The following is a 22,051-nucleotide window of genomic DNA, read 5'->3' on the forward strand; positions in this document are numbered from 1 at the left end:
GTGGGAGCTGCCGGACGCCGAGACCGTGGAACCGGACGGGGAGCAGGACCTGGCGATCGGCTCGGCGGTGCGTCAGCAGTACCGGGCCGCCCGCGACCAGGTCCACCCGGAGACGGCGGCCTGATCCGGGGTCGGGGTGCCGGCCGCCGGCCGGCGCGGATGCGTCACCCGGCGCCCGGTGGCAGCGTGGGACGGGACACGGCCACCGACGCGAAGGGCGGCAGGACGCCATGGCGCTGCACAAGGGGGCCGGCGGCGACCGCCGGCTGAGCATCGGCCCGTACCCGAGCGCCGCCGACCCGCTGGGCGCGATGAAGCTGGCCCCGCCGCTGCACCGGCTCGGCGAGGGGCCGGTCGCGGCCGACACCGCGTACCAGCTGATCCACGACGAGCTGATGCTGGACGGCAACGCGAAGCTCAACCTGGCGACCTTCGTCACCACCTCGATGGAGGCCCAGGCCACCCGGCTGATGACCGAGTGCCTGGACAAGAACATGATCGACAAGGACGAGTACCCGCAGACCGCCGAGCTGGAGCGGCGCTGCGTGGCGATCCTCGCCGACCTCTGGCACGCCCCCGACCCGGACGCCGCGGTCGGCTGCTCCACCACCGGCTCCAGCGAGGCGTGCATGCTGGCCGGCATGGCGCTCAAGCGCCGCTGGACGCGCCGCAACGCCGACCGCTACGCCGCCGGGGCCAGGCCCAACCTGGTGATGGGCGTCAACGTGCAGGTGTGCTGGGAGAAGTTCTGCAACTTCTGGGAGGTCGAGGCCCGCACCGCCCCGATGGAGGGCACCCGCTTCCACCTGGACGCCGAGCGGGCGGTCGCGCTGTGCGACGAGAACACCATCGGCGTGGTCGGCGTGCTCGGCTCCACCTTCGACGGCTCGTACGAACCGGTCCCGGAGATCTGCGCGGCCCTGGACGCCTTCCAGGAGCGCACCGGCATCGACGTCCCGGTACACGTGGACGGCGCCTCCGGCGGCATGGTGGCGCCCTTCCTCGACCCCGGGCTGGTCTGGGACTTCCGGCTGCCCCGGGTGGCCTCGATCAACACCTCGGGCCACAAGTACGGGCTGGTGTACCCGGGCGTGGGCTGGGCGCTCTGGCGCGACAAGGAGGCGCTGCCCGAGGAACTGGTCTTCCGGGTCAACTACCTCGGCGGCGAGATGCCGACCTTCGCGCTCAACTTCTCCCGGCCCGGCGCCGAGGTGGTGGCCCAGTACTTCGTCTTCCTGCGGCTCGGCCGGGAGGGCTTCCGGGCCGTCCAGGGCGCCTGCCGCGAGGTCGCCACCTACCTGGCCGGGCAGATCGGGAAACTGGACTGCTTCCGGCTGCTGACCCGGGGCGACCAGCTCCCGGTGTTCGCGTTCACCACCGAAGGGGACCTCCCCTTCGACGTGTTCGACGTCTCACGGCGGCTGCGCGAGCGCGGCTGGCAGGTGCCCGCGTACCGGTTCCCGGCGAACCGGGAGGACCTGTCGGTGCTCCGGGTGGTCTGCCGCAACGGCTTCTCCCGGGACCTCGCCGACCTCCTGCTGGCCGACCTCGACCGGCTGCTGCCCGAGCTGCGGCGCCAGCCCGTCCCGCTCAAGGAGCTCGGGGTGCCGGCCAGGTCCGGCTTCCACCACTGATCGTCCACACGGCGGAACGTCACGGTGGGGAGGGCGCAGCGAAGCGCCCTCCCCACCGGAGCATCCCGGACGGTCCCGGGCAGCCTCCCCCCGCGAGGCTGTCCGGGACCGGTGGGGGAACCGGGACCGGGTGCGGACCGATGACGGGTCGTCGATCGGTGTCCGAACGGTTCGCCGACGGCCGGACCGCACCGGCCAGAGAACTGTGCACGACGGCGACGTGCACGGTCGAGCGTCTCCGGGGGTTGTGAGACACTTCCGTCCGTCTCAGCGCCGTGACCTGGGATTTGGGACGCCGGGCCGGTGAGGTTGGAGAAGCGGAAACGCCGAACGGCCCGGGCCGGGACCCAGCCGGTCACCCGCCCCACGTCCCGTTTCGCGAATTTGGAGCGCCGTATTGGGTTCCGCCTGGAAGCAGCTGCCCGAGGAGCTGTCCGAGCCCGCCAGACGCCTGGCGCAGGAGCTCCGGGCCATCAAGGACGCCGCCGGACTGTCACTGTCCGAGCTGGCCGCCAGGACGCACTACAGCCGGGCGTCCTGGGAGCGCTGGCTCAACGGCAAACGGATCGTCACCGAGCAGGCGCTGGACGCGCTGGTCGGTGCGGTGGACTGCGACGGGGCCGCGCTGCGGGCGCTGTGGCGGCAGGCGGTGGCGGGGCCGGAGGCAGTGGCCGGGGCGGAGGCCGGGCCCGCCGTCACAGCCGAAGCCCCTGCCGAGGCCGTCGCTGACGGACCCTCGGGGTCGGAGGAGCCGACCACCGAGAAGCCGGCCGCCGACGAGGCGCTGGTGACCGGACAGGAGCCCGGACCCGCCCCCGCCGGCTGGTGGCGGCGCCCGGCGGCGCTGGTCTCCGTCGCCGCCGTCCTGGCACTGCTGCTGGTCCTGACCGGCCTGCGGCTCAGCCGGCACGACGGGCAGGCCGCGGCGGTCGGCGCACCGGCTGCCGGGTCGCCCTCCGCCGAGGCCGGCGGTACCGCCGGGGCCAGGACAGGACCGGACTGCCAGGCCGTCGGCTGCGCGCACAAGGACCCCAAGACCACCGGCTGCGGCAAGGACGCCAGGACCCTGCAGACCCAGGTGATCGGCAAGGTGGTCGTCTACCTCCGGTACAGCCGGACCTGCCAGGCCGCCTGGGCGGCCATCACCGAGGGCCAGCCGAAGGACTACGCGACGATCACCGACGGCAGCGGTGACAGCGAGACGGCGCTCATCCACTGGGGCTACGACAACTACTCGCCGATGCTGAACGCGGCGGACCCGGCCGTCACCTTCCAGGTCTGCGGGTACCAGCCGGCCGGCCACGACTGCACGGCGGTGGTCTCCGGCCTCGCCTCGGTGGTGGCCTCCACCCCGATCCCGATCGGGCCCGCCTCTCCCCCGCCGGGCGCCGGCGCGGGCGCACCCACGACCCCGGCCCCGGCCGACCCCGTCGCGACACCGACCGACCCCGTCGCCACGCCGGCCGGGACCGCCCCGCCGGCACCGGTCGGCCCGGCGGATCCGTCCTAGCCGCGGCCGGCCCGGAACCGCTAGTCGAGGTAGCCGCGAAGCTGCTCGGCGTACGCGTGGTCGCGGAGCTTGACCAGGGTCTTCGACTCGATCTGGCGGATCCGCTCCCGCGTCACGCCGAACACCGCGCCGATCTCCTCCAGCGTGCGCGGGCGGCCGTCGTCCAGCCCGTAGCGGAGCTGGACGACCTGCCGCTCCCGCTCGCCCAGGGTGGCCAGGACGGCGTCCAGGTGCAGGCGCAGCAGCAGGAAGGCCGCGGACTCGGCGGGTGAGGCGGCGTCGGCGTCCTCGATCAGGTCCCCCAGCGCGACGTCCTCCTCCTCGCCGACCGGGGTGTGCAGCGAGATCGGCTCCTGGGCCAGCCTGAGCAGTTCGCGCACCCGTTCCTCGGTGAGCTCCAGGACGGCGGCGACCTCGGCCGCCGTGGGTTCCAGGCCGCGCTCCTGGAGCAGGCCGCGCTGCACCCTGACCACCCGGTTGATCAGCTCGACCACGTGCACCGGCACCCTGATCGTCCGGGCCTGGTCGGCCAGGGCCCGGCTCATCGACTGCCGGATCCACCAGGTCGCGTACGTGGAGAACTTGAAGCCCCGGGTGTAGTCGAACTTCTCCACCGCTCGGATCAGGCCCAGGTTGCCCTCCTGGACCAGGTCCAGCAGGGTCAGCCCGCGGCCGACGTAGCGCTTGGCGACGGAGACGACCAGGCGCAGGTTCGCCTCGATCAGCCGGCGCTTGGCGATCCGGCCCCGCACCACCAGGGTGTCCAGCTCGCCGGCCGACGGGTCGGGCGGCGGCGGGTCGCCGTTCAGCCGCTCCTCGGCGAAGATGCCGGCCTCCACCCGGCGGGCCAGCTCGACCTCCTCCTCGGCGGTGAGCAGGCGGATCCGGCCGATCTCGCGCAGGTACTGGCGCAGCAGGTCGGCGGCCGGGCCGGTGTCGTCGGCGGGCGCGCGGCGCTCCTCCTGGTCCTCCTCCTCGGCCTGCGCTTCGGCCCGCGCTTCGGGATCGGGCTCGGGGCTCTCCGGGTGGCCCTCCGGCAGGCCCCGGGCGGGAGCCCTCGCGCCGTCCGGCGGCGCCGTCCCGGCCCGGGCGTGGTGGGTCTCCTGCTCCCCGGCCTGCTGCCGGCCCGCCGGACCGGCGGGGTTCGCTCCCGTACTGGTGGTGGTCGCTGCGACGAGGCCTTGCTCCACGGGCATCCCCTCGGGGCGGGCGCGACTCTGGCGGACCCGCGCTGTACGGAGGTGGGACGCCTTCCAGTGTGCGGTACGCCACACTCCGTGGCCGAGACTCGTGCGCCGACTTTCTGCACGGCCGGTGGTGCGGCCGGTACTACAGCGCCGCCGCACCACCACTGCGCAACTGCTGCCCGTACTGCTGGAGCTGCCACAGCTCGGTCTGCACCGCGTGCTGCTGCTCGGCCTCGGCCCGGGGCCCGAGCCGCTGGAGGTACCCGCGGACCTCGGTGATCCGCCGCTCCACCGCCAGCAGCCGCAGCTTGACCAGGAACTCGCCCGCGTAGATCGCGTCCACCTTGCGGCGCGAGCGCACCGGTTCGACGGTCAGCTCGGTGACCAGCGAGCGCACCCGGTCGTCCGGGGCCGCCTCGCGCACCGCGCTGGTGAAGTCGGGCAGGGTCGCCCCGTACGCGGCTCCGCCCGCCTTGGCGACGGCCTGCCGGACGGCGGTGTACGGCGGGGTCGGGAACTCGTCCTCGCCGTAGTGGTCGAAGGCCGGGCTGACCAGGTCGGGGTGCTGGAGCGCCAGCTTGAGCAGCTCGCGCTCGACGAACTGGGCCGGGTCGCGCGGGTTGAGCCGGAAGGCGGGCTGCGCGGGGCTCTGCGGCTGGGCGGGCTCGGGGCGGCGCTGGGCGGCTCCGCGCGGGTTCTGCTGGCGCTCGCGGTCCCAGCGGGCCAGCTGGGAGATCCGGCGGACGACGAACTGCTCGTCCAGGATGCCGAGCATGCCGGCCAGCCGGACCGCGTACTCGTGCTGGATCGAGCGGTCCTTGATCTTGGCGACGATCGGGGCCGCCTCCTCCAGTGCCGCCGAGCGCCCCTCCGGGGTGTCCACCCGGTGCCGGGCCACCGCCGAGGTCAGCGCGAACTCGAACAGCGGGACCGGGTTGTCGATCAGATGCTTGACCGCCTCGTCGCCCTGGGCCAGGCGCAGCTCGCACGGGTCCATGCCGCCGGGGCTGACCGCGATGGAGGTCTTGGCGGCGAACTTCTGGTCGTCCTCGAAGGCGCGCAGCGCCGCCTTCTGGCCGGCCGCGTCGCCGTCGAAGGTGAAGACGGTCTCGCCCCGGTACTGCGAGGTGTCCATCAGCAGCCGGCGGATGATCTTGATGTGGTCCTCGGCGAAGGCGGTGCCGCAGGTGGCCACCGCCGAGGTGACCCCGGCCAGGTGGCAGGCCATCACGTCGGTGTAGCCCTCGACCACCACCGCGCGGCCCGACTTGGCGATCTCCTTCTTCGCCAGGTCGATGCCGTACAGCACGTGGGACTTCTTGTAGATCGGCGTCTCGGGGGTGTTGAGGTACTTCGGGCCGTTGTCATCCTCGCGCAGGCGGCGGGCGCCGAAGCCGATCACCTCGCCGGCGATGTCCCGGATCGGCCAGACCAGCCGGCCCCGGAAGCGGTCGATCAGGCCGCCGCGCTGGCCCTGCGAGGCGAGGCCGCCGAGCAGGATCTCCTTGTCGGTGAAGCCCTTGCCGCGCAGGTACCGGACCAGGTGCTCCCACCCCGCGGGGGCGTAGCCGACGCCGAAGGTCTTCGCGGCCTCCTCGTCGAAGCCGCGCTCGCCGAGGAAGCGGCGGCCGATCTCCCCCTCCGCCGAGGCCAGCTGCTCCTGGTACCAGGCGGCCGCCACCTTGTGCGCCTCGACCAGGCGGGTGCGCTCGCCCTGCTGGTGGCGGGGGTTGTAGCCGCCCTCCTCGTAGCGCAGGGTGATGCCGGCCTGGGCGGCCATCCGCTCGACGGCCTCGGCGAAGGTGAAGTGCTCGATCTTCATCAGGAAGGCGATGGTGTCGCCGTTCTCCTGGCAGCCGAAGCAGTGGAAGACACCCTTGGCGGGGTTCACGTAGAAGGAGGCGGACTTCTCGTCGTGGAAGGGGCAGACGCCCTTGTACTCGCCACCGCCACCGTTGGTCAGCTGTACGTAGTCGCCGACCACCGCGTCGATCGGCAGTGCGCTGCGCACCGCCTGTACGTCTTCGTCCCTGATCCGCCCGGCCACCCCGGAAGTCTACTGGTGCGGCCGGGCCTTCCGGCGGGGAGCCGGGTCCGTCGGCCCCCGCGCCCCCGCACCGGTCACGCCCAGGCGGCGCCGACGAGCCTGGCGTGCAGGGCCAGGGCCGAGGCGTCCGTCAGGGTGGCGATCTGGTCGACGACCGTACGCAGCGCGGCGCGGTCGTCCTCGGCCTCGCGGTACATGGCGGCGAACACCGGGTCCAGCCCCTCGGGGGCGCGCTGGGTGAGGACGTACGCCAGCTCGGCGATCACGATCCGCTGGCGGGCCCGCAGCTGGGCCTGCTCGTCGCGCTGCATCACGTAGCGGACGGCGACCGCCTTGAGCACCGCGCACTCCAGCCGGACGTCCCTCGGCACCACCAGCTCGGCGGCGTAGCGGGTGAGCCGGCCGGGGCCGTAGCGGGCCCGGGTGGCCTGCTCGGCGGCCAGGCAGAAGCGGCCGATCAGCTGGCTGGTGAGGTCCTTGAGCCCGGCCCGGGCGCGCGCGGTGCCTTCGTACGAGCGGGGCCACCACTCCTGGGTGAGCAGCCGGTCCAGGGCGGCGGCCAGCTCCTCCGGTTCCGCGTCCGGGGCGTAGCGTTCGGCGACCTTGAAGAGCCCGGCGCGCTCGCCGGGGGCGCGCAGGGCGGCCGGCTCGATGTGACCGGCCTGGAGGCCGTCCTCGACGTCGTGGGTGGAGTAGGCCACGTCGTCGGCCCAGTCCATCACGGTGGCCTCGAAGCACTTGCGCCCGGCCGGGGAACCGGCCCGGAGCCAGCGGAAGACCGGCAGGTCGTCGGCGTAGACGCCGTACTTGGGCGAGGACGGGTCGGTGGGGTGGGCGCCCTTGGGCCACGGGTACTTGGTGGCGGCGTCGAGGGCGGCCCTGGTCAGGTTGAGGCCGACGCTGCGGCCCGGCCAGGGGGCGAGCCTGGCGGCGGGCTGCTCCTCCTGGGGCGCGAAGCGCTTGGGTTCGAGCCTGGTCAGGATGCGCAGCGACTGGGCGTTGCCCTCGAAGCCGCCGCAGGCCTCGGCGGCCTGGTCGAGGGCCTCCTCGCCGGTGTGGCCGAAGGGCGGGTGGCCGATGTCGTGGGCCAGGCAGCCGGCCTCCACGAGATCCGGGTCGCAGCCCAGGGCGGCGCCCAACTCCCGCCCGACCTGGGCGCATTCGAGGGAGTGGGTGAGCCGGGTGCGGGGGAAGTCACTGCGCATCGGGGCGACCACCTGGGTGGTGCCGGCCAGCCTGCGCAGCGCCGCCGAGTGCAGCACCCGGGCGCGGTCGCGCTGGAAGGCCGTACGGCCGGGGCGCTTGTCGGGTTCGGGGACCCAGCGGGCCTCGGCGGCGTGGTCGTACGGGATCGGGGCGGCGAGGCGGTGCGTGGTGTCATCCATATGCCCCTCACGGTACGCCGCGCCCCCGACACGCGGGGTGTGCCGCGCACGAAGGCGCGCGGGCCGGGGCGTGAACGGTGCGGGGCGGGCGGGTGCCCGCCGCGATGAGCCGGCCCCACCCGGACGGCGCAGCCCGTACGTCACGCCCCGGAGCCCGGAACCCCGGGCGTCCTCGGCCCTGGATCGGTCCTCAGCCTTGGACCGGCCCTCAGCCCTTGATCGCCTTCTGGACCACGCCGGCCATCGCCTCCTGCCCCCTGGCGTTGGGGTGGATCGGCACCAGCCCCCTGGCCGGGAGCGGCGGCTCGACCCAGCGCTTGTCCTCCCCCGCGCACATGTCGTGCCCGGCCGAGGGCCCGGCGAGGTCGACGAACACCGCGCCGGCCGCCTCCGCGCGCTTCCTGAGCATGCCGTTGAGCTGCTGCTCCTTCTCCACCAGGAAGCCCAGGTCGGAGACGGCCACCGTCTTGCCGAGCACCGGCAGGCAGCTCGCCGGGTCGGCCGGGAGCAGACCCGGATACCCGATCACGTACACCCTGGCCTTCGGGGAGCGCTTCCCGACGTCCTGGAGCACCTGGCCGAGCCGGTCGCCGGCCGCGTCCACCTTGCGCTGGACCTCGTCGGTGCCGTTGCCGGAGGCGTAGTGGTCACGGCAGGGCGACTTGCCGGCCCGGTCGCCGCCGTCGGTGATCACGCCCTTGAGGATGTCCACCAGGTTGTCCTTGGCGCACTCGGTCACGACCTCCATGAAGCCCGCGTCGTTGCCGCCGATGCCCAGGGTGACCAGCCGGGTGTCCGCGGTCAGGGCGTCCAGCTGGGCCGGGTTGGTTCCGCCCGGCACCTTCTGCGGGCCGGTCAGGTCCTCGGTGCGGGCACCGGAGCAGCTGACGTCCTTGAACTGACCGGCGGCGATCGAGAGCCCCTTGGCCACCAGGGACGGGTAGTTGGCCCCCGAGCGGTAGCAGCCGTCCGGCCCGCCGGCCTGCGGGGGGAGCTTCATCCCCGCGGTGTACGAGTCGCCGAGTGCGACGTACGGGCCGGTGGGCGGTGGGGTGGGGGTCGGCGACGCGGTCGCACCGGCCTGCGCGCGGTCGGGCACCGCGCCCCCGAAACCGGTTGTCCCCTTGCTGTCCGAACCCCCTCCGCCGGTGCACCCGGCCAGCAGCAGCGCCGCCGTCGCGGCGGTCAGGGCGAAGGTCGGACGTACGGTCCTCGGCATGGTCTCCCCCCGGGGAAACGAGTCACGGTCGGCTCCTCACGGCGGCCCGTCCCCCGGGCAGCCCCAGGGCCAACGAACGGCCGTGGCCGATGACTCCCGCCCCGGCGAAGTCGTCCCCCCGCGGGCCCGAACCGGCCGGAATCCGCCCCCGGCGCCCGGCGCCCGGAGCCCGCCGGCGCCGTGCGCGCGCCGTACCCGCCCCGCCGCGCGCCGTGCCCGCGCTACTCCGCGCCGCGCTCGTGCTCGGCCAGGAACTGCTCGAAGCGCCGCCCCAGTTCGTCCGCCGAGGGCAGGTCCACCGGCTCGGCCAGCAGGCTCTCCCGGCTCTCCGCGCCCGCCACAGCGTCGTACTGGCCCTCCATGCCGCGGATCGCCGAGCGCAACTCGCCGTCCCCTTGGGCCAGCTGCTCCTCGATGTCGGCGTAGACCTCGGAGACCCGCTCGCGCAGCGGGGTGCCGGGCAGCACCAGCCCGGTGGCGGACTGCACCGCCTCCAGGATCTGCACCGCCGCCGCCGGGTAGGCGGAGCGGGCGACGTAGTGCGGGACGTGCACGGCGAAGCCCAGGACGTCGCGCCCGGCCTCGGCCAGCCGGTACTCCACCAGCGCCTGGGCGCTGCCGGGGACCTGTGCCTGCTCGAACCACTGCGGGTAGCCGGGGGCGAGGTCCAGCCGGTTGCCGTGCGGCGTCAGACCGACCGGACGGGTGTGCGGCACGCCCATCGGGATGCCGTGGAAGTCGACCGCGAGCCTGACCTCGAACCGTTCCGCCAACTCGCGGACGGCACCCGCGAAACGCTCCCACTCGACGTCCGGCTCGGGGCCGCTGAGCAGCAGGAACGGCGCGCCGGCGGCGTCGTGGACGAGCTGGAGCAGAATCTCCGGCGGGTCGTAGGAGGCCCAGCGGTCGTGGTCGAAGACCATCGCCGGGCGGCGGGCCCGGTAGTCCACCAGACGGTCGTGGTCGAAGCGGGCCACCACCTGCGGCGATCCCGTCTCCAGCAGGTGGTCCACCACCTGGCCGCCGGCCTCCCCGGCGTCCATGAAGCCCTCGAAGTGCTGGAGCAGCACCAGGCCGGCACCGGTGTCGCGCAACTGCTCGTTGGCCGCGGCCACGGCGGCCACGCCCTGCTGATCCAGCTCGTACAGCGCCTGGAAGTCACGCACCGCGCACCCAACCCCGTTCTCTGCTCGTCCCGGTCGACCGGCTCCTCGTCCAGTCCAGCGTGCCGGGCCCCGCCGGAATTCCCGCCCCGGTCCCCCGTCCTGCGGAGGACTCGCCGGGGAACCGTCCCGGGAGCGTCCGGCGGCTCCCCCGACAACCCCCGGGGGACTCGCCCGACGGCCTCGGCCGACCGCTCCGGACCATGATCGCACCCGGGGGAAGAGCCCCTGGTCACGGCCCCGGAAGGGACCCGTCCGGAGGGCCCGCGAAGGACCCGCGCGGCCATGGGCGCGCCGCGAGGTGACGCACCGCCTTCTGGCGGGTATCGTCCTCTCGCTGCCTCGCATCGTCGCGTCGTCGTCACGTCGTCCGTAACGCCGTCGGCCACGTCCCGGTCCGGTGCTCGGCCAGTCACCCACGACGCATCTTGCCTTCACCTGGCCGCCCGCTTCCCTTCGCGCTCTCGTTTCCTCTTCGGCCATTTCGCGGACGCACACTGTCCCCTCGCTGCTCCTGCCGGACCGGTCCGAGGACCCGTGTCCGTTCCGGCACCCCGCGCCGCCCGTTCCGGGCCGTCGCCCCCACCCCGTCCGACCGGACCTCCGGCGTGCGCGGGTGCCCGGCGCACGGACCCGGGCCCAGGCGTACCCAGACCAGCGCACCCCGTGCCGTACCCCGGCCCGGGAGGCACCCTCCGACCGATGAAGGACCGAAGGTTCCGTGCCCGTACCTGTCATCCTCACCGGCCGCACCGTGCGGCTGGAGCCCCTCGCCGCGCGCCATGCCGAGGCCATCGCCCAGGCCGGCGCCGAGGACCGTACGACTTACGCCTTCACCCCCGTTCCGCACGGCCTGGAAGCCGCCCGCGACTACGTCGCGCGGGCGCTCGCGGAACAGGCGGCGGGCCGGTCACTGTCGTTCGCGACGGTGAACGTCGCCGACGGCCGGGTGGTCGGCTCCACCCGGTTCCTGGAACTCGACTACTGGCAGGGGCCGCTGGTGTGGCCGCCGGTGCCCGGGGTCCCGTTCGGCGATCCGGCCACGGCCGTCCCCGACGCGGCCGAGATCGGCAACACCTGGCTCTCGCCGCGCGCCCAGGGCACCGGCATCAACACCGAGGCCAAGCTGCTGATGCTGCGCCACGCCTTCGAGACCTGGGGCGTGCAGCGCGTCTCGCTGCGCGCGGACGCCCGCAACCTGCGCTCGCGCACCGCCATCGAGCGGCTCGGCGCGACCTCCGAGGGCGTCCGCCGGGCGCACTCGCGCGGGCTGGACGGGGTGGTGCGCTCCACCGCGTTCTACTCGATCCTCGGCGACGAGTGGCCGGCCGTCCGGGACATCATCGAGCTGCGGATCGCCGCCGCCACCTCGCCGAGCGCCCCGGATCCGGCGATCAACCAGGAGTGCCTTAGACAGGGCGGCAGCGGCGCCGGGCAGCTGATGATCACGGCCTGAGGCCGTACCCCCGCGCGTCGCGGCCTGGTTCCGCCGCCTCCAGGGCGTCCCGCAGGAGGCCGTGGTCGTCCCGGCCCCGGAGGTGTCCGGGGTCGGCCTCGACCAGGGCCGACACCGGCCGCCAGCCGCCCTTCACCCGGCCCACCCGGACGCGCCAGATCTCCCGGCCGTCCGTGCCGCGGTGCAGGTGCAGGACGCCCCCGGAGGTGTACGAGACCCAGCGCCCGTCCGCCTCCCGGGGCCCCAGACCGCGCCTGATCCGCTCCCACCGGCCGTCCGACCAGACCAGGTCGGGCACCGGGTACGGGCGGGGCAGGCTGATCGGTGCCAGGTGCGGTTCGCCGCCCGCGCGGACACCGCCCGGCTCGGGGAACGTCCACCCGGGCAGCGGCTCCCGGGCGGCCAGCCAGGCGCGCGGGATGCCTCCGGTGCCGGTGTGGGCGGCGACCACTCCGCCGGTGATGGCGGCGACGGTGTCCATGTCGCCGCCGGCCGCGATCGCCTCCCAGAGGGCGGTGCGGTAGTCGGCCAGGTTCCTGGCGGCGCACCACAGCGCGTACGGGACGGTGTCGGCCGCGGACGTGCGGCTGCCGTTGCCGAGCACCTGCGCGGCGACCCGGAAGTCCGGCTGGGCGAGCAGCTCGCGGGCCTCGGCCAGGCCGTCCCTGACCGGGCCGTCCGGGGTGAGGTCGGCCACCGACTCCAGGAAGCGCTCCGGAGTCACCGGCCGGGTGCGCGCCCGCACGGCGTACGCGGCCGCCACCGCGACCGCGATCGCGCCGTCCACGGCCTGCGGGTGGGTGTGGGTGATCAGGGCGGTGTCGGCGGCGGGGCGCACCACGGCCTCCGGGTCCGCGGCGTACGCGGCGCCGAGCGGGGCGACCCGCATCGCGGCGCCGTTGCCGTACGAGCCCTGGCCGTCGAAGAGTTCGGCGGCCAGCCGCCCGGCGTCGCCGCCCTCGCGGATCAGCCGGAGCAGCCGGTTGGCGGCCGGGCCGTAGCCGCGGTCGAAGTCGTGGCGGAGGGCAAAGGCGTAGGTGAGGTCGAAGCCGTCGATCGCGCCGCGCTCGCTGTGGGCGGCGTACACCGAGCAGGCCATCTCGGTGTCGTCGGTCCACGGCCAGGGGCCGGACGGTTCGGTGCGGGCGGCGAGGTGGGCCCGGGCGGTTTCCGGGACGAAGAACTGGGCGCCGAGTGCGTCGCCCACGGAGAGGCCGTCGAGTGCGTCCGCCGCGGGGCCGGTGTGCAGAACTGGTGTGGTCATATGCCCCCAGCTCAGCGGCTCGCCTGTCGGTCCGTCAACCTCCGCGGGCGCCGTCCCCACCGACGGGGGATGTTTCGCATACCTCCGAACGCGACGGGCAGGCACCGGGGCATGATCCGCGCGAATCCCCTCGACCCGGTCGCCCTGCTCGGCGCCGACCAGCAGCACATCGCCACCCGGGCGCAGCTGCGCCGCCTCGGGGTGCCCTCCGGCACCATCGCCCACCGGCTGCGGCCGGGCGGGCCCTGGCAGCAGGTGCTGCCCCGGGTGATCTGCCTCCAGAGCGGAAGACTGACGATCCACCAGAAGCTGCGGGCCGCCCTGGCGTACGCGACCCCCAAGGGGCGGGACCCCAGGATCGGGGAGGTGCTGCTGACCGGATTCGCGGTCCTGGCCCAGGCCGGGCTGCCGAGCGCCGGGCACCCGGCCGACCTGCGCTCCGTCGACATCCTGATCCCCGGCCAACGGCGCGTCGTCGACCGGGAGTTCGTCCGGATCCACCGGGCCTCCGGGGCGATGCCGAGCGGCTTCGAACGGGCCGACGGGCTGTGGAGCACCACCGTCGCCCGGGCGCTGGCCGATCTCGCCCCGAGGGAGACCGGGGAGCGCCGGTTCCGGGCGCTGTGCGCGGAGGCCGTCCAGCGACGGCACTGCGAACTCGGCGAGCTGCTCGACCAGTTGCTGTCCAGGCCGGGTGCGCTCGGGCTGCCCCGGGTGGCCCGGGTGGTGGAGGACCTGACGGCCGGGGTGCGGTCGGTGGTGGAGGGCGAGGCCCGCGAGCTGCTGGCCCACGCGGGCCTGCCGGAGCCGCTGTGGAACCCGGTGCTCTTCCTGGACGGCCGCTTCCTCGCCGTCCCGGACGCCTACTGGCCGCACGCCTGCGTGGCCCTGGAGATCGACTCCCGCTCCTGGCACCTGCGCCCAGCCGACCACGAACGCGGCCTGGCCCGTGCCAACCGGCTCACCGCCGCCGGCCTCCCGGTGGTCCGCACCACCCCGGCCCAGCTCCGCCGCGACCCGGCGCCGGTCCTCCACGAACTGACCGCCCTGGTCACCACCGGCCCGCACGCCCCGCACCCCCGCATCACCTGGCGCCGGGCCCGGTGAGGGGGGTGCTCCCCCCTGCGGCGCCGGTCAGCAGCGGGAGTCGATCTCCTGGAAGGTGGCGTAGTGGTCGGCGGACCAGTACTGCTCGCCCGAGGTGCCGGTCACGACGCGGCGGGTGCCCCGGTCGTTGGAGCCCGGGGTGACGACGGTGTACTCGTGGTAGTAGTCGCCGCCCTTCCTGGGCAGGCGGCTCTCCCGGTTCTCGAAGACGATGCCGTCGCGGTTGTAGGGGTACGGCCCGCCCTTGGCGATCAGGGTGAGGGTCTCCACGGCCTGGCTGGGGAGCTTGGTGCGGCAGACGTCGGCCATGGCCGGGTCGGTCGGGACCCAGGTGCCGGCCGGGGCGGGGGCGGTGCCGACGCCCCCGGCGGGCGGGCTCGGCTTGGGGGCCGAGGGCTTGGGAGCCGCGGACCCGGACGTCGAAGCACCGGCGGTGGCGGCCGCCGTGGGGCTCGCGGCGGCCTTGGGGTGACTGCTCCCCGTGTCGGTGAGGAGGTACCCGGCCCCGGCCAGCAGCGCCAGGATCAGCACGGCCACGGCGACGAGCGGGTTTCTGCGGTTGGTCATGCGGTCCAGCTTGGCAGGCGGCCGGGCCGCACCGGGCAAGCTACACACGTGGCCGCCGCCACACCGGCCGGTGCCCGGGGCCGCACACAGCTGTACGGCCGGGCGGGGACGGACGCCGTTGTCCGTCCCCGCCCGGCCGTGTCACGTACGCCGGTTCTCCTGCGCCGAGCTCCGGTGTACGCCCTCCCGACGGGAGGGAGAGCGGTCAGTCGTGCCCGCGCGTGCGGAGGGGATGCCTACCCTCCTCAGCGCGAGTCGCTGCCCGCCGTCTCGATGGCGGCGCGGCCGGCCTCCAGGCGCGCCACCGGGATCCGGAAGGGGGAGCAGGAGACGTAGTCCAGCCCCACCTCGTGGAAGAAGTGGACCGAGTCCGGGTCGCCGCCGTGCTCGCCGCAGACGCCGAGCTTGAGGTCGGGGCGGGTGGCCCGGCCGGCCTCGACGGCGTGCTTGACCAGCGAGCCGACGCCGTCGCGGTCGATGGTCTCGAACGGGGAGACCCCGAAGATGCCCTTCTCCAGGTAGGCGGTGAAGAACGAGGCCTCCACGTCGTCCCGGGAGAAGCCCCAGACCGTCTGGGTGAGGTCGTTGGTGCCGAAGGAGAAGAACTCGGCGGCCTCGGCGATCTGCCCGGCGGTCACCGCGGCGCGCGGCAGCTCGATCATGGTGCCGAGCTTGATGTCCAGGTGGACGCCGGTGGACTGGGCGACCTCGGCGAGCACCCGCTCGCACTCGTCGCGGACCAGCTCCAGTTCCTGGACGGTGCCGACCAGCGGGATCATCACCTCGGGGCGCGGGTCCCCGCCGGCCAGCTTCCGCTCGGCGGCGGCCTCGGCGATGGCCCGGACCTGCATGCCGAACAGGCCGGGGATGACCAGGCCGAGACGGACGCCGCGCAGGCCGAGCATCGGGTTCTGCTCGTGCAGCTTGTGCACCGCCTGGAGCAGGCGCAGGTCGTTCTCGTTCGGGTCCTTGCGGGCCTCGGCGAGGGCGACGCGCACCGACAGCTCGGTGATGTCCGGCAGGAACTCGTGCAGCGGCGGGTCGAGCAGCCGGACGGTGACCGGCAGGCCGTCCATCGCCTGGAACAGCTCCAGGAAGTCGCTCTTCTGGAGCGGCAGCAGGGTGGAGAGGGCGAGCTCGCGGTCCTTGTCGTTGTCCGCGAGGATCAGGTGCTCGACCTCCTTGCGGCGCTCCTCGCCGAGGAACATGTGCTCGGTGCGGCACAGGCCGATGCCCTGGGCGCCGTAGCGGCGGGCGCGCCCGCCGTCCTCGGCGTTGTCGGCGTTGGCGCGCACGGCCAGCCGGCGGCGGCCGTCGGCGTGCGACATCAGCCGGTGCACGGCCTGGACCAGTCCGCCCTGGACGTCGGCGCCGGCGTGCAGGGTGCCCTCGAAGTACTCGACCACGGGGGACGGCAGGACGGGGACCTCACCGAGGTAGACCTTGCCGGTGGCGCCGTCGATCGAGACGAGGTCGCCCTCGTGGATCACCTGGCCGTCGGCGGTGGTGAAGCGGCGGGCCTTGGTGTCGACCTCCAGCTCCTCGGCGCCGCAGACGCAGGTCTTGCCCATGCCGCGGGCGACCACGGCCGCGTGCGAGGTCTTGCCGCCGCGCGAGGTCAGGATGCCCTCGGCGGCGATCATGCCGTCCAGGTCGTCGGGGTTGGTCTCGCGGCGGACCAGGATGACCTTCTCGCCCGAGCGGGACCACTTGACGGCGGTGTACGAGTCGAAGACGACCTTGCCGATCGCGGCGCCCGGCGAGGCGGCGAGGCCCCAGGCGATCTGCCGCGACTCGGTGTTGGGGGCGAACCGGGGGAACATCAGCTGCGAGAGCTGGCCGCCGGTGACCCGCATCAGGGCCTCGTCCAGGTCGATCAGGCCCTGGTCGACCAGCTGGACGGCGATCCGGAAGGCGGCCGCGGCGGTGCGCTTGCCGACCCGGGTCTGGAGCATCCAGAGCTTGCCGCGCTCGATGGTGAACTCGATGTCGCAGAGGTCGAGGTAGTGGTTCTCGAGCTTCTGCATGATCGCCATCAGCTCGTCGTACGACTTCTTGTCGAGCTTCTCCAGCTCGGCCAGCGGCAGGGTGTTGCGGATGCCGGCGACGACGTCCTCGCCCTGGGCGTTGGACAGGTAGTCGCCGTAGACGCCCTGGGTGCCGGTGGACGGGTCGCGGGTGAAGGCGACGCCGGTGCCGGAGTCCTCGCCGAGGTTGCCGAAGACCATGGTGCAGACGTTGACCGCGGTGCCCAGGTCGTTCGGGATGCGCTCCTGGCGGCGGTACAGCCGGGCGCGGTCGCCGTTCCAGGAGTGGAAGACGGCGTGGATCGCGAGGTCCATCTGGACGCGCGGGTCCTGCGGGAAGGCCCGGCCGGTCTCGCGCTCGACGATGCCCTTGAACACCTCGACCAGTTCCCTGAGGTCGGCGGCGTCCAGGGCCAGGTCGTCGGTGGTGCCCTTGGCGTGCTTGGCCTCGTCCAGGGCCTCCTCGAACAGTTCGCCGTCGACGCCCAGCACGGTCTTGCCGAACATCTGGACCAGGCGGCGGTAGGAGTCCCAGGCGAAGCGCTCGTTGCCGGACTGGGCGACGAGGCCGGCCACCGAGGCGTCCGAGAGGCCGATGTTGAGGACGGTGTCCATCATGCCGGGCATGGAGAACTTCGCGCCGGAGCGCACCGAGACCAGGAGGGGGTTGTCGGCCTGGCCGAGCTTCTTGCCCATCTCCTGTTCGAGGGCGTCCAGGTGGGCGCTGATCTCCTCGTGGAGGGAGGTGGGCTCGCTGCCGGTCTCCAGGAAGACCTTGCAGGCCTCGGTGGTGATGGTGAACCCGGGAGGAACGGGGAGACCCAGGTTGGTCATCTCGGCCAGGTTCGCGCCCTTGCCGCCGAGAAGATCCTTGAGCTCCTTGTTTCCTTCAGTGAAGGAGTAAACAAACTTCTGCTGGGACGGCACGGGTCGGTCTCCTCGTACGCGGTTGCCCTGACGCCGGAGAACATACCCATTTCGAAGGCACTTCTCTGCCCTGAATAGGCCACCCGAGGCTCGTACCAGGCGGTAACCCGTTAGATCGAATGCACATAAAGGCGTTCATCCCTGTGGTGAAATCGTCCGCCTGACGCTAGTAAGCGTTCAGTTCTTGAACACAGCCAACCCGAACGTCGCACGATCAGGACGCACGGTAGCGACCGCGGTTCCGTCGCGTTGCCCCGGCTTGATTTCCTGCACCCGGATCGCCCGATCGACGGGCGGTCGGCTTCGGGAAGCGATTCACGGTCGACCTGTCCATTTCGTCCACCGACCGGCCGTCAGCCTCCACCGTATGTGGCAAGCGTCACCAGCGCATCCCACGGGTCGGACGTAGAACACCTCCGCCGATCGTCGCACTGTGTCCGGAAACGTGCCCGCTCCGTGATGTTCGGACGACGAAAAGGAGCCCTCTTGTCCAAAATGGACAAGAGGGCTGGGCCTTAGTGGCAGACGGCCCTGGAGGGTCGTTTTCTACACTTCGGCCAGATCATCCGCCGGAGGTGTCCGATTCGGCGTCCACGCCCGGCCGGGCGCAGTCATACGGATCGTCCAACCAGTGCTCGGGCAGAACCACCCGGTTGTTGCCGCTGGTCCGCCCGCGCGGGCCGTCCGCACCGGCCGGCCAGGCCTGGGACTGCTCCACCTGGGCGAGGGTTTCGGCCAGTTCGGCCAACGAGGAGGAGCCGGCGAGCCGCACCCGCAGCTCGGAGCCGACCGAGAAGCCCTTGGTGTACCAGGCGACGTGCTTGCGGAAGTCGATCACGCCGCGCGTCTCGTCCCCGATCCACTCGCCGAGCAGCTGCGCGTGGCGCACCATCGCCGCGGCCACGTAGCCGAAGTCGGGGCGGGCGTAGTCCACGTCGCCCTCGAAGATCGCGACCAGGTCCTTGAACAGCCACGGCCGGCCCAGGCAGCCGCGGCCCACCACCACACCGTTGCAGCCGGTCTCGCGCATCATCCGCAGCGCGTCGTCGGCCGACCAGATGTCCCCGTTGCCCAGCACCGGGATGTGCGCCGGGACGGACTCCCGCAGCCGGGCGATCGCCGACCAGTCGGCCGTCCCGCCGTAGTGCTGGGCGGCGGTGCGCCCGTGCAGGGCGATCGCGGCCACGCCCTCCTCCGCGCCGATCCGGCCGGCGTCCAGGTAGGTGAGGTGGTCGTCGTCGATGCCCTTGCGCATCTTCATGGTCACCGGCAGGTCGCCCGCGTTGGCGACGGCCTCGCGCAGGATCTCGCGCAGCAGGTTGCGCTTGTACGGCAGCGCCGAGCCGCCGCCCTTGCGGGTGACCTTGGGGACCGGGCAGCCGAAGTTGAGGTCGATGTGGTCGGCCAGGCCCTCCTCCGAGATCATCCGGGCGGCCTTGCCGACGGTCTCCGGGTCCACCCCGTACAGCTGGATCGAGCGCGGCTTCTCGCTCGGGTCGAACCTGATCAGCTGCATGGTCTTGGCGTTGCGCTCGACCAGCGCCCGGGTGGTGATCATCTCCGAGACGTACAGGCCCTTGCCGCCGCTCTGCTCACGGCACAGGGTGCGGAACGGCGCGTTGGTGATGCCGGCCATCGGCGCCAGCACGACGGGCGGCCACACCTGGATCGGGCCGATGTCGAGCGGCGCGAACTCGGTGTCCGACGCGGTGGGTGCGGGCGTGGCTGTCATGCGCGGCTGACCTCGGGTGGTGGGGACGGGACTCTCCATTGTCCCCCACCCGGGTGAGCGGCCTCCGCGTTGCGCCGGGAGGCCCCGGCTACGGGGCCGACCGCGGCGGGAACGTCGGATCCGGGTGGGACGGCGGCTCCGCGAACGTCGGATCCGGATGGGACGGCGGCTCCGGCGGTTCCACCGGCTCCGACGGCTCCACCGACATCGACGGGTTGACCGAGATCGACCCGGAGGTGACCGCGACGTGCATCCGGTTCGGGCTCCCGGGGTCCGCGAGCAGCGGGTCGATCCCGCCGTGCCCGCTGCCGGTCTCGCTGGTGAAGGCGTACCGGCTGTCCTTCGGCACGGTCATCTCCACCGAACCGGACGTGGCCGCGGCGTCCACCACGGCCGGGGCCTTGGCGAAGTTCAGCGACACCGAGCCCGAGTTCGCCCGGACCGTCACCCGCCGGGCGCTCAGGTTGCCGCCCCGCACCTGCCCGGAGGTGACGCCCACGGTCACGTCCCCCGAGGTGTCCGACAGCAACAGCTCCCCGGAGGTCAGCTCCATCCGCACGTTCCCGCTCAGCCCCTCCACCCGGACGGAGCCGGAGCCCACCGATCCGGACACCTCGGTCGCGGCCGGTACCTCCAGCTCGATCTCGGCGCCGCAGCCGAAGTCCGCGAACGGCAGCACCCTGCGGCAGCGCATGGCGACGGTGAGCACCCCGTCGACGATGGTGACGGACACCACCGGCTTGCGCACCAGCCAGTCCAGGCTCTGGTGGACCACCACGTGGCCCTCCCGGCCGGCCCGCACCCGGACCGAGGCGTTGCCGGTCTCCAGCCGGACCCCGCGGATCGCCTTGTCGTACGGCCGGCTGCTGCTGGTGCGCTGCTGCACCGCCATCGCCCAGGTCTGCAGTGCGCCGCCGGTCATGACCAGGACGATCACGGCCGCCCCGACGACCCGCCAGGCCTTCACCCCACTCACCGCTACCCGACCTCCAGGAAGCGCAGCACGGCCATCACCCGGCGGTGACTGTCCTCGGCCGGCGGCAGGTCGAGCTTGGTGAAAATCGAGTTGATGTGCTTGGCCACCGCGCTGTCGCCGACCACCAGCGAGCCGGCGATGGCCGCGTTGGAGCGGCCCTCCGCCATCAGGGCGAGCACGTCGCGCTCGCGCGGGGTCAGCTTCTCCAGCGGGTCCCGGTGCCGGCGCAGCAGCAGCTGGGCGACCACCTCGGGGTCCAGCGCGGTGCCGCCCGCCGCGACCCGCTGGAGCGCCTCCAGGAAGTCGTCCACGTTGGCCACCCGCTGCTTGAGCAGGTAGCCGACCCCCCTGGTGTTGGTCGCCAGCAGGTCCGCGGCGTAGCGCTCCTCCACGAACTGGGAGAGCAGCAGGACGGCCGTGTCCGGCCACTGCCGGCGGATCACCATCGCCGCCTTCACCCCCTCGTCGCTGAAGCCGGGAGGCATCCGGACGTCGGCGACCACCACCTGCGGGCGGTGCTCCTCGACGGCGGCCAGCAGTTCCTCGGCGTCCCCGACGGCCGCCACGACCTCGAAGTCCACCGCCTCCAGGACCTTGACCAGGCCGACCCTCAGCAGGACCGAGTCCTCGGCGATCACAGCACGCACGGCAACTCCACGGTGATGGTGGTGGGCCCCCCGAGGGGGCTGAGAACGGACAGCGTGCCGTCGACCGAGGCGGCGCGCTTGCGCAGGCCGGTGAGCCCGGTGCCGCGCGCCGGGTCCGCGCCGCCCACGCCGTCGTCGCTGATGACCAGCCGCAGCCGCCCGCCGGCCGCCCGTACCGAGAGGTCGACCCGGTTGGCCCTGGCGTGCTTGGCCACGTTGGTGAGCGCCTCGGAGACGGTGAAGTAGGCGACCGCCTCGACGGTCGGGGCGACCGGCTCGGAGAGGTCGACGTCCAGCCGCACCGGCAGCGGCGCGCGGGCGGCGACACCGGACAGCGCCGCGTCCAGGCCGCGGTCCTCCAGGACGGCGGGGTGCAGGCCGCGGACCAGGTCGCGCAGCTCGTCGATGGCCGCCTGGGCCGCCTCGTGGGCGTCGACGATCACCTGCATCGCCTCGGGCGGCACGTCCTTGAGGGTGCGCCGGGCCAGGCCCAGGTTCATCGCGAGGGAGGTGAGCCGCTGCTGGGCGCCGTCGTGCAGGTCGCGCTCGATCCGGCGGCGCTCGGCGTCCACCTCGTCCACCAGCCCGGCCCGGCTCTCGGCGATCTCCTCGACCCGCCGCTCCAGCGCCTCCACCCGGTCGGGGCCGAGCAGCCGGCGCGCCGCCCACACCTCCAGCCGGGCCAGCTGCGTCCCCGGCCAGGGCAGCACGGCCAGCAGCAGCACCCCGGCGAGGGTGAACAGGACGTCCTCCCCCGCCAGGCCGGTGCGCACGTCCGTCCCCGCGGGCATCAGCCAGACCCAGCCGTACACGGTGGCCAGCACCACGGCGGCGGCCCAGGCGTACAGCACCACCAGCGCGCCCGCCGCCAGCAGGGGTCCGGCCACCAGGTGGTAGAGGGCCTGACGCCAGGTCACCCCCAGCAACAGCACCTGGCGTCCCGCCGGCGGCCGCAGCGGCGGCACCTCCACCCCGTACAGGGCGCGCAGCCGGCCGCGCTGGACGGCGGTCAGCGGGCGGGAGCAGAGCAGGACGGCGGCGAGCGCGGGGAAGAGCAGTCGCGGATCGGTGACGGCCAGCCAGACCGGCAGCGCCATCGGCGTTCCGGCGGCCGTGAAGCGGATGTCCCGCCAGACCTCGGGCGACCACGGTGGGCGCCGGAGGCTCCTGACGAACGCTCGGCGCAACGTGGTGGAGGGCATG

General features: G+C 73.5%; 16 protein-coding genes. 4 read left to right on the top strand and 12 right to left on the bottom strand.

Annotated features, from left to right (window positions below):
* Positions 1-230 precede the first annotated feature (230 nt).
* A complete protein-coding gene (locus BU198_RS22210; RefSeq protein WP_188298243.1) occupies positions 231-1,634 on the top strand; it encodes a glutamate decarboxylase in 1,404 nt (467 codons plus the stop codon).
* A gap of 397 nt (positions 1,635-2,031) precedes the next feature.
* Positions 2,032-3,144: an XRE family transcriptional regulator gene (locus BU198_RS22215; protein ID WP_188298611.1), complete on the top strand. Its 1,113-nt coding sequence runs from the start codon at positions 2,032-2,034 to the stop codon at positions 3,142-3,144.
* A gap of 20 nt (positions 3,145-3,164) precedes the next feature.
* Here BU198_RS22215 and BU198_RS22220 read toward each other — a convergent pair whose 3' ends face one another.
* From BU198_RS22220 to BU198_RS22240, 5 genes are all read right to left on the bottom strand, one after another.
* Positions 3,165-4,340: an RNA polymerase sigma factor gene (locus BU198_RS22220; RefSeq protein ID WP_188298612.1), complete on the bottom strand. Its 1,176-nt coding sequence runs from the start codon at positions 4,338-4,340 to the stop codon at positions 3,165-3,167.
* Positions 4,341-4,473: 133 nt separating this feature from the next.
* The gene (gene dnaG / locus BU198_RS22225; protein ID WP_188298613.1) at positions 4,474-6,378 is read right to left on the bottom strand and encodes a DNA primase; all 1,905 of its coding nucleotides are present in this window, start codon (positions 6,376-6,378) and stop codon (positions 4,474-4,476) included.
* Between the two features lie 74 nt (positions 6,379-6,452).
* Complete coding sequence (locus BU198_RS22230; protein WP_188298614.1) at positions 6,453-7,763, bottom strand: deoxyguanosinetriphosphate triphosphohydrolase; 1,311 nt, start codon at positions 7,761-7,763, stop codon at positions 6,453-6,455.
* Positions 7,764-7,971: 208 nt separating this feature from the next.
* The gene (locus BU198_RS22235) at positions 7,972-8,982 is read right to left on the bottom strand and encodes an SGNH/GDSL hydrolase family protein (RefSeq protein ID WP_188298615.1); all 1,011 of its coding nucleotides are present in this window, start codon (positions 8,980-8,982) and stop codon (positions 7,972-7,974) included.
* A gap of 221 nt (positions 8,983-9,203) precedes the next feature.
* A complete protein-coding gene (locus BU198_RS22240; RefSeq protein WP_188298616.1) occupies positions 9,204-10,148 on the bottom strand; it encodes a PAC2 family protein in 945 nt (314 codons plus the stop codon).
* A gap of 718 nt (positions 10,149-10,866) precedes the next feature.
* Between BU198_RS22240 and BU198_RS22245 the strand changes: the two genes are divergently transcribed.
* The gene (locus tag BU198_RS22245; protein WP_188298617.1) at positions 10,867-11,601 is read left to right on the top strand and encodes a GNAT family N-acetyltransferase; all 735 of its coding nucleotides are present in this window, start codon (positions 10,867-10,869) and stop codon (positions 11,599-11,601) included.
* Here the strand turns inward: BU198_RS22245 and BU198_RS22250 are convergent.
* Complete coding sequence (locus BU198_RS22250) at positions 11,591-12,865, bottom strand: ADP-ribosylglycohydrolase family protein (RefSeq protein WP_188298618.1); 1,275 nt, start codon at positions 12,863-12,865, stop codon at positions 11,591-11,593. The two genes, BU198_RS22245 and BU198_RS22250, sit on opposite strands and share 11 nt — an antisense overlap.
* Positions 12,866-12,976: 111 nt before the next feature.
* On the opposite strand from BU198_RS22250, the gene BU198_RS22255 reads away from it, so the two are divergent.
* Positions 12,977-13,972, top strand: coding sequence for a hypothetical protein (locus BU198_RS22255; RefSeq protein ID WP_188298619.1), 996 nt, complete (start codon positions 12,977-12,979; stop codon positions 13,970-13,972).
* A gap of 27 nt (positions 13,973-13,999) precedes the next feature.
* On the opposite strand, the gene BU198_RS22260 is transcribed toward BU198_RS22255, so the two are convergent.
* The 6 genes from BU198_RS22260 to BU198_RS22285 form a co-directional block, all read right to left on the bottom strand.
* Positions 14,000-14,539 carry a ribonuclease gene (locus BU198_RS22260; RefSeq protein ID WP_188298620.1) on the bottom strand — a complete coding sequence of 180 codons (540 nt, stop codon included), beginning with the start codon at positions 14,537-14,539 and terminating at the stop codon, positions 14,000-14,002.
* 245 nt (positions 14,540-14,784) lie between these two features.
* Positions 14,785-17,493 (bottom strand): pyruvate, phosphate dikinase, encoded by a 2,709-nt coding sequence (gene ppdK, locus BU198_RS22265; protein ID WP_188298621.1) that lies wholly within the window; start codon positions 17,491-17,493, stop codon positions 14,785-14,787.
* Positions 17,494-18,055: 562 nt separating this feature from the next.
* Complete coding sequence (gene dusB, locus BU198_RS22270; protein ID WP_188298622.1) at positions 18,056-19,225, bottom strand: tRNA dihydrouridine synthase DusB; 1,170 nt, start codon at positions 19,223-19,225, stop codon at positions 18,056-18,058.
* 88 nt (positions 19,226-19,313) lie between these two features.
* Positions 19,314-20,201 (bottom strand): DUF4097 family beta strand repeat-containing protein, encoded by an 888-nt coding sequence (locus tag BU198_RS43870; protein ID WP_188298623.1) that lies wholly within the window; start codon positions 20,199-20,201, stop codon positions 19,314-19,316.
* Between the two features lie 2 nt (positions 20,202-20,203).
* On the bottom strand, positions 20,204-20,848 hold the full coding sequence (locus BU198_RS22280) for a response regulator transcription factor (RefSeq protein ID WP_317620261.1): 645 nt from the start codon (positions 20,846-20,848) through the stop codon (positions 20,204-20,206).
* Positions 20,836-22,050 (bottom strand): sensor histidine kinase, encoded by a 1,215-nt coding sequence (locus BU198_RS22285; RefSeq protein ID WP_188298624.1) that lies wholly within the window; start codon positions 22,048-22,050, stop codon positions 20,836-20,838. The genes BU198_RS22280 and BU198_RS22285 overlap by 13 nt, the downstream gene beginning before the upstream one ends.
* Between the last annotated feature and the right edge of the window lies 1 nt (position 22,051).

This window comes from Streptomyces sp. CBMA156, assembly GCF_014596515.1.
Classification (GTDB): domain Bacteria; phylum Actinomycetota; class Actinomycetes; order Streptomycetales; family Streptomycetaceae; genus Kitasatospora.

Coding starts and splice junctions, on each gene's coding strand:
- BU198_RS22210 (WP_188298243.1), top strand. CDS start 231: ATGGCGCTGCACAAGGGGGCCGGCGGCGACCGCCGGCTGAGCATCGGC.
- BU198_RS22220 (WP_188298612.1), bottom strand. CDS start 4,340: ATGCCCGTGGAGCAAGGCCTCGTCGCAGCGACCACCACCAGTACGGGA.
- BU198_RS22230 (WP_188298614.1), bottom strand. CDS start 7,763: ATGGATGACACCACGCACCGCCTCGCCGCCCCGATCCCGTACGACCAC.
- BU198_RS22235 (WP_188298615.1), bottom strand. CDS start 8,982: ATGCCGAGGACCGTACGTCCGACCTTCGCCCTGACCGCCGCGACGGCG.
- BU198_RS22250 (WP_188298618.1), bottom strand. CDS start 12,865: ATGACCACACCAGTTCTGCACACCGGCCCCGCGGCGGACGCACTCGAC.
- BU198_RS22255 (WP_188298619.1), top strand. CDS start 12,977: ATGATCCGCGCGAATCCCCTCGACCCGGTCGCCCTGCTCGGCGCCGAC.
- BU198_RS22260 (WP_188298620.1), bottom strand. CDS start 14,539: ATGACCAACCGCAGAAACCCGCTCGTCGCCGTGGCCGTGCTGATCCTG.
- dusB (WP_188298622.1), bottom strand. CDS start 19,225: ATGACAGCCACGCCCGCACCCACCGCGTCGGACACCGAGTTCGCGCCG.
- BU198_RS22285 (WP_188298624.1), bottom strand. CDS start 22,050: ATGCCCTCCACCACGTTGCGCCGAGCGTTCGTCAGGAGCCTCCGGCGC.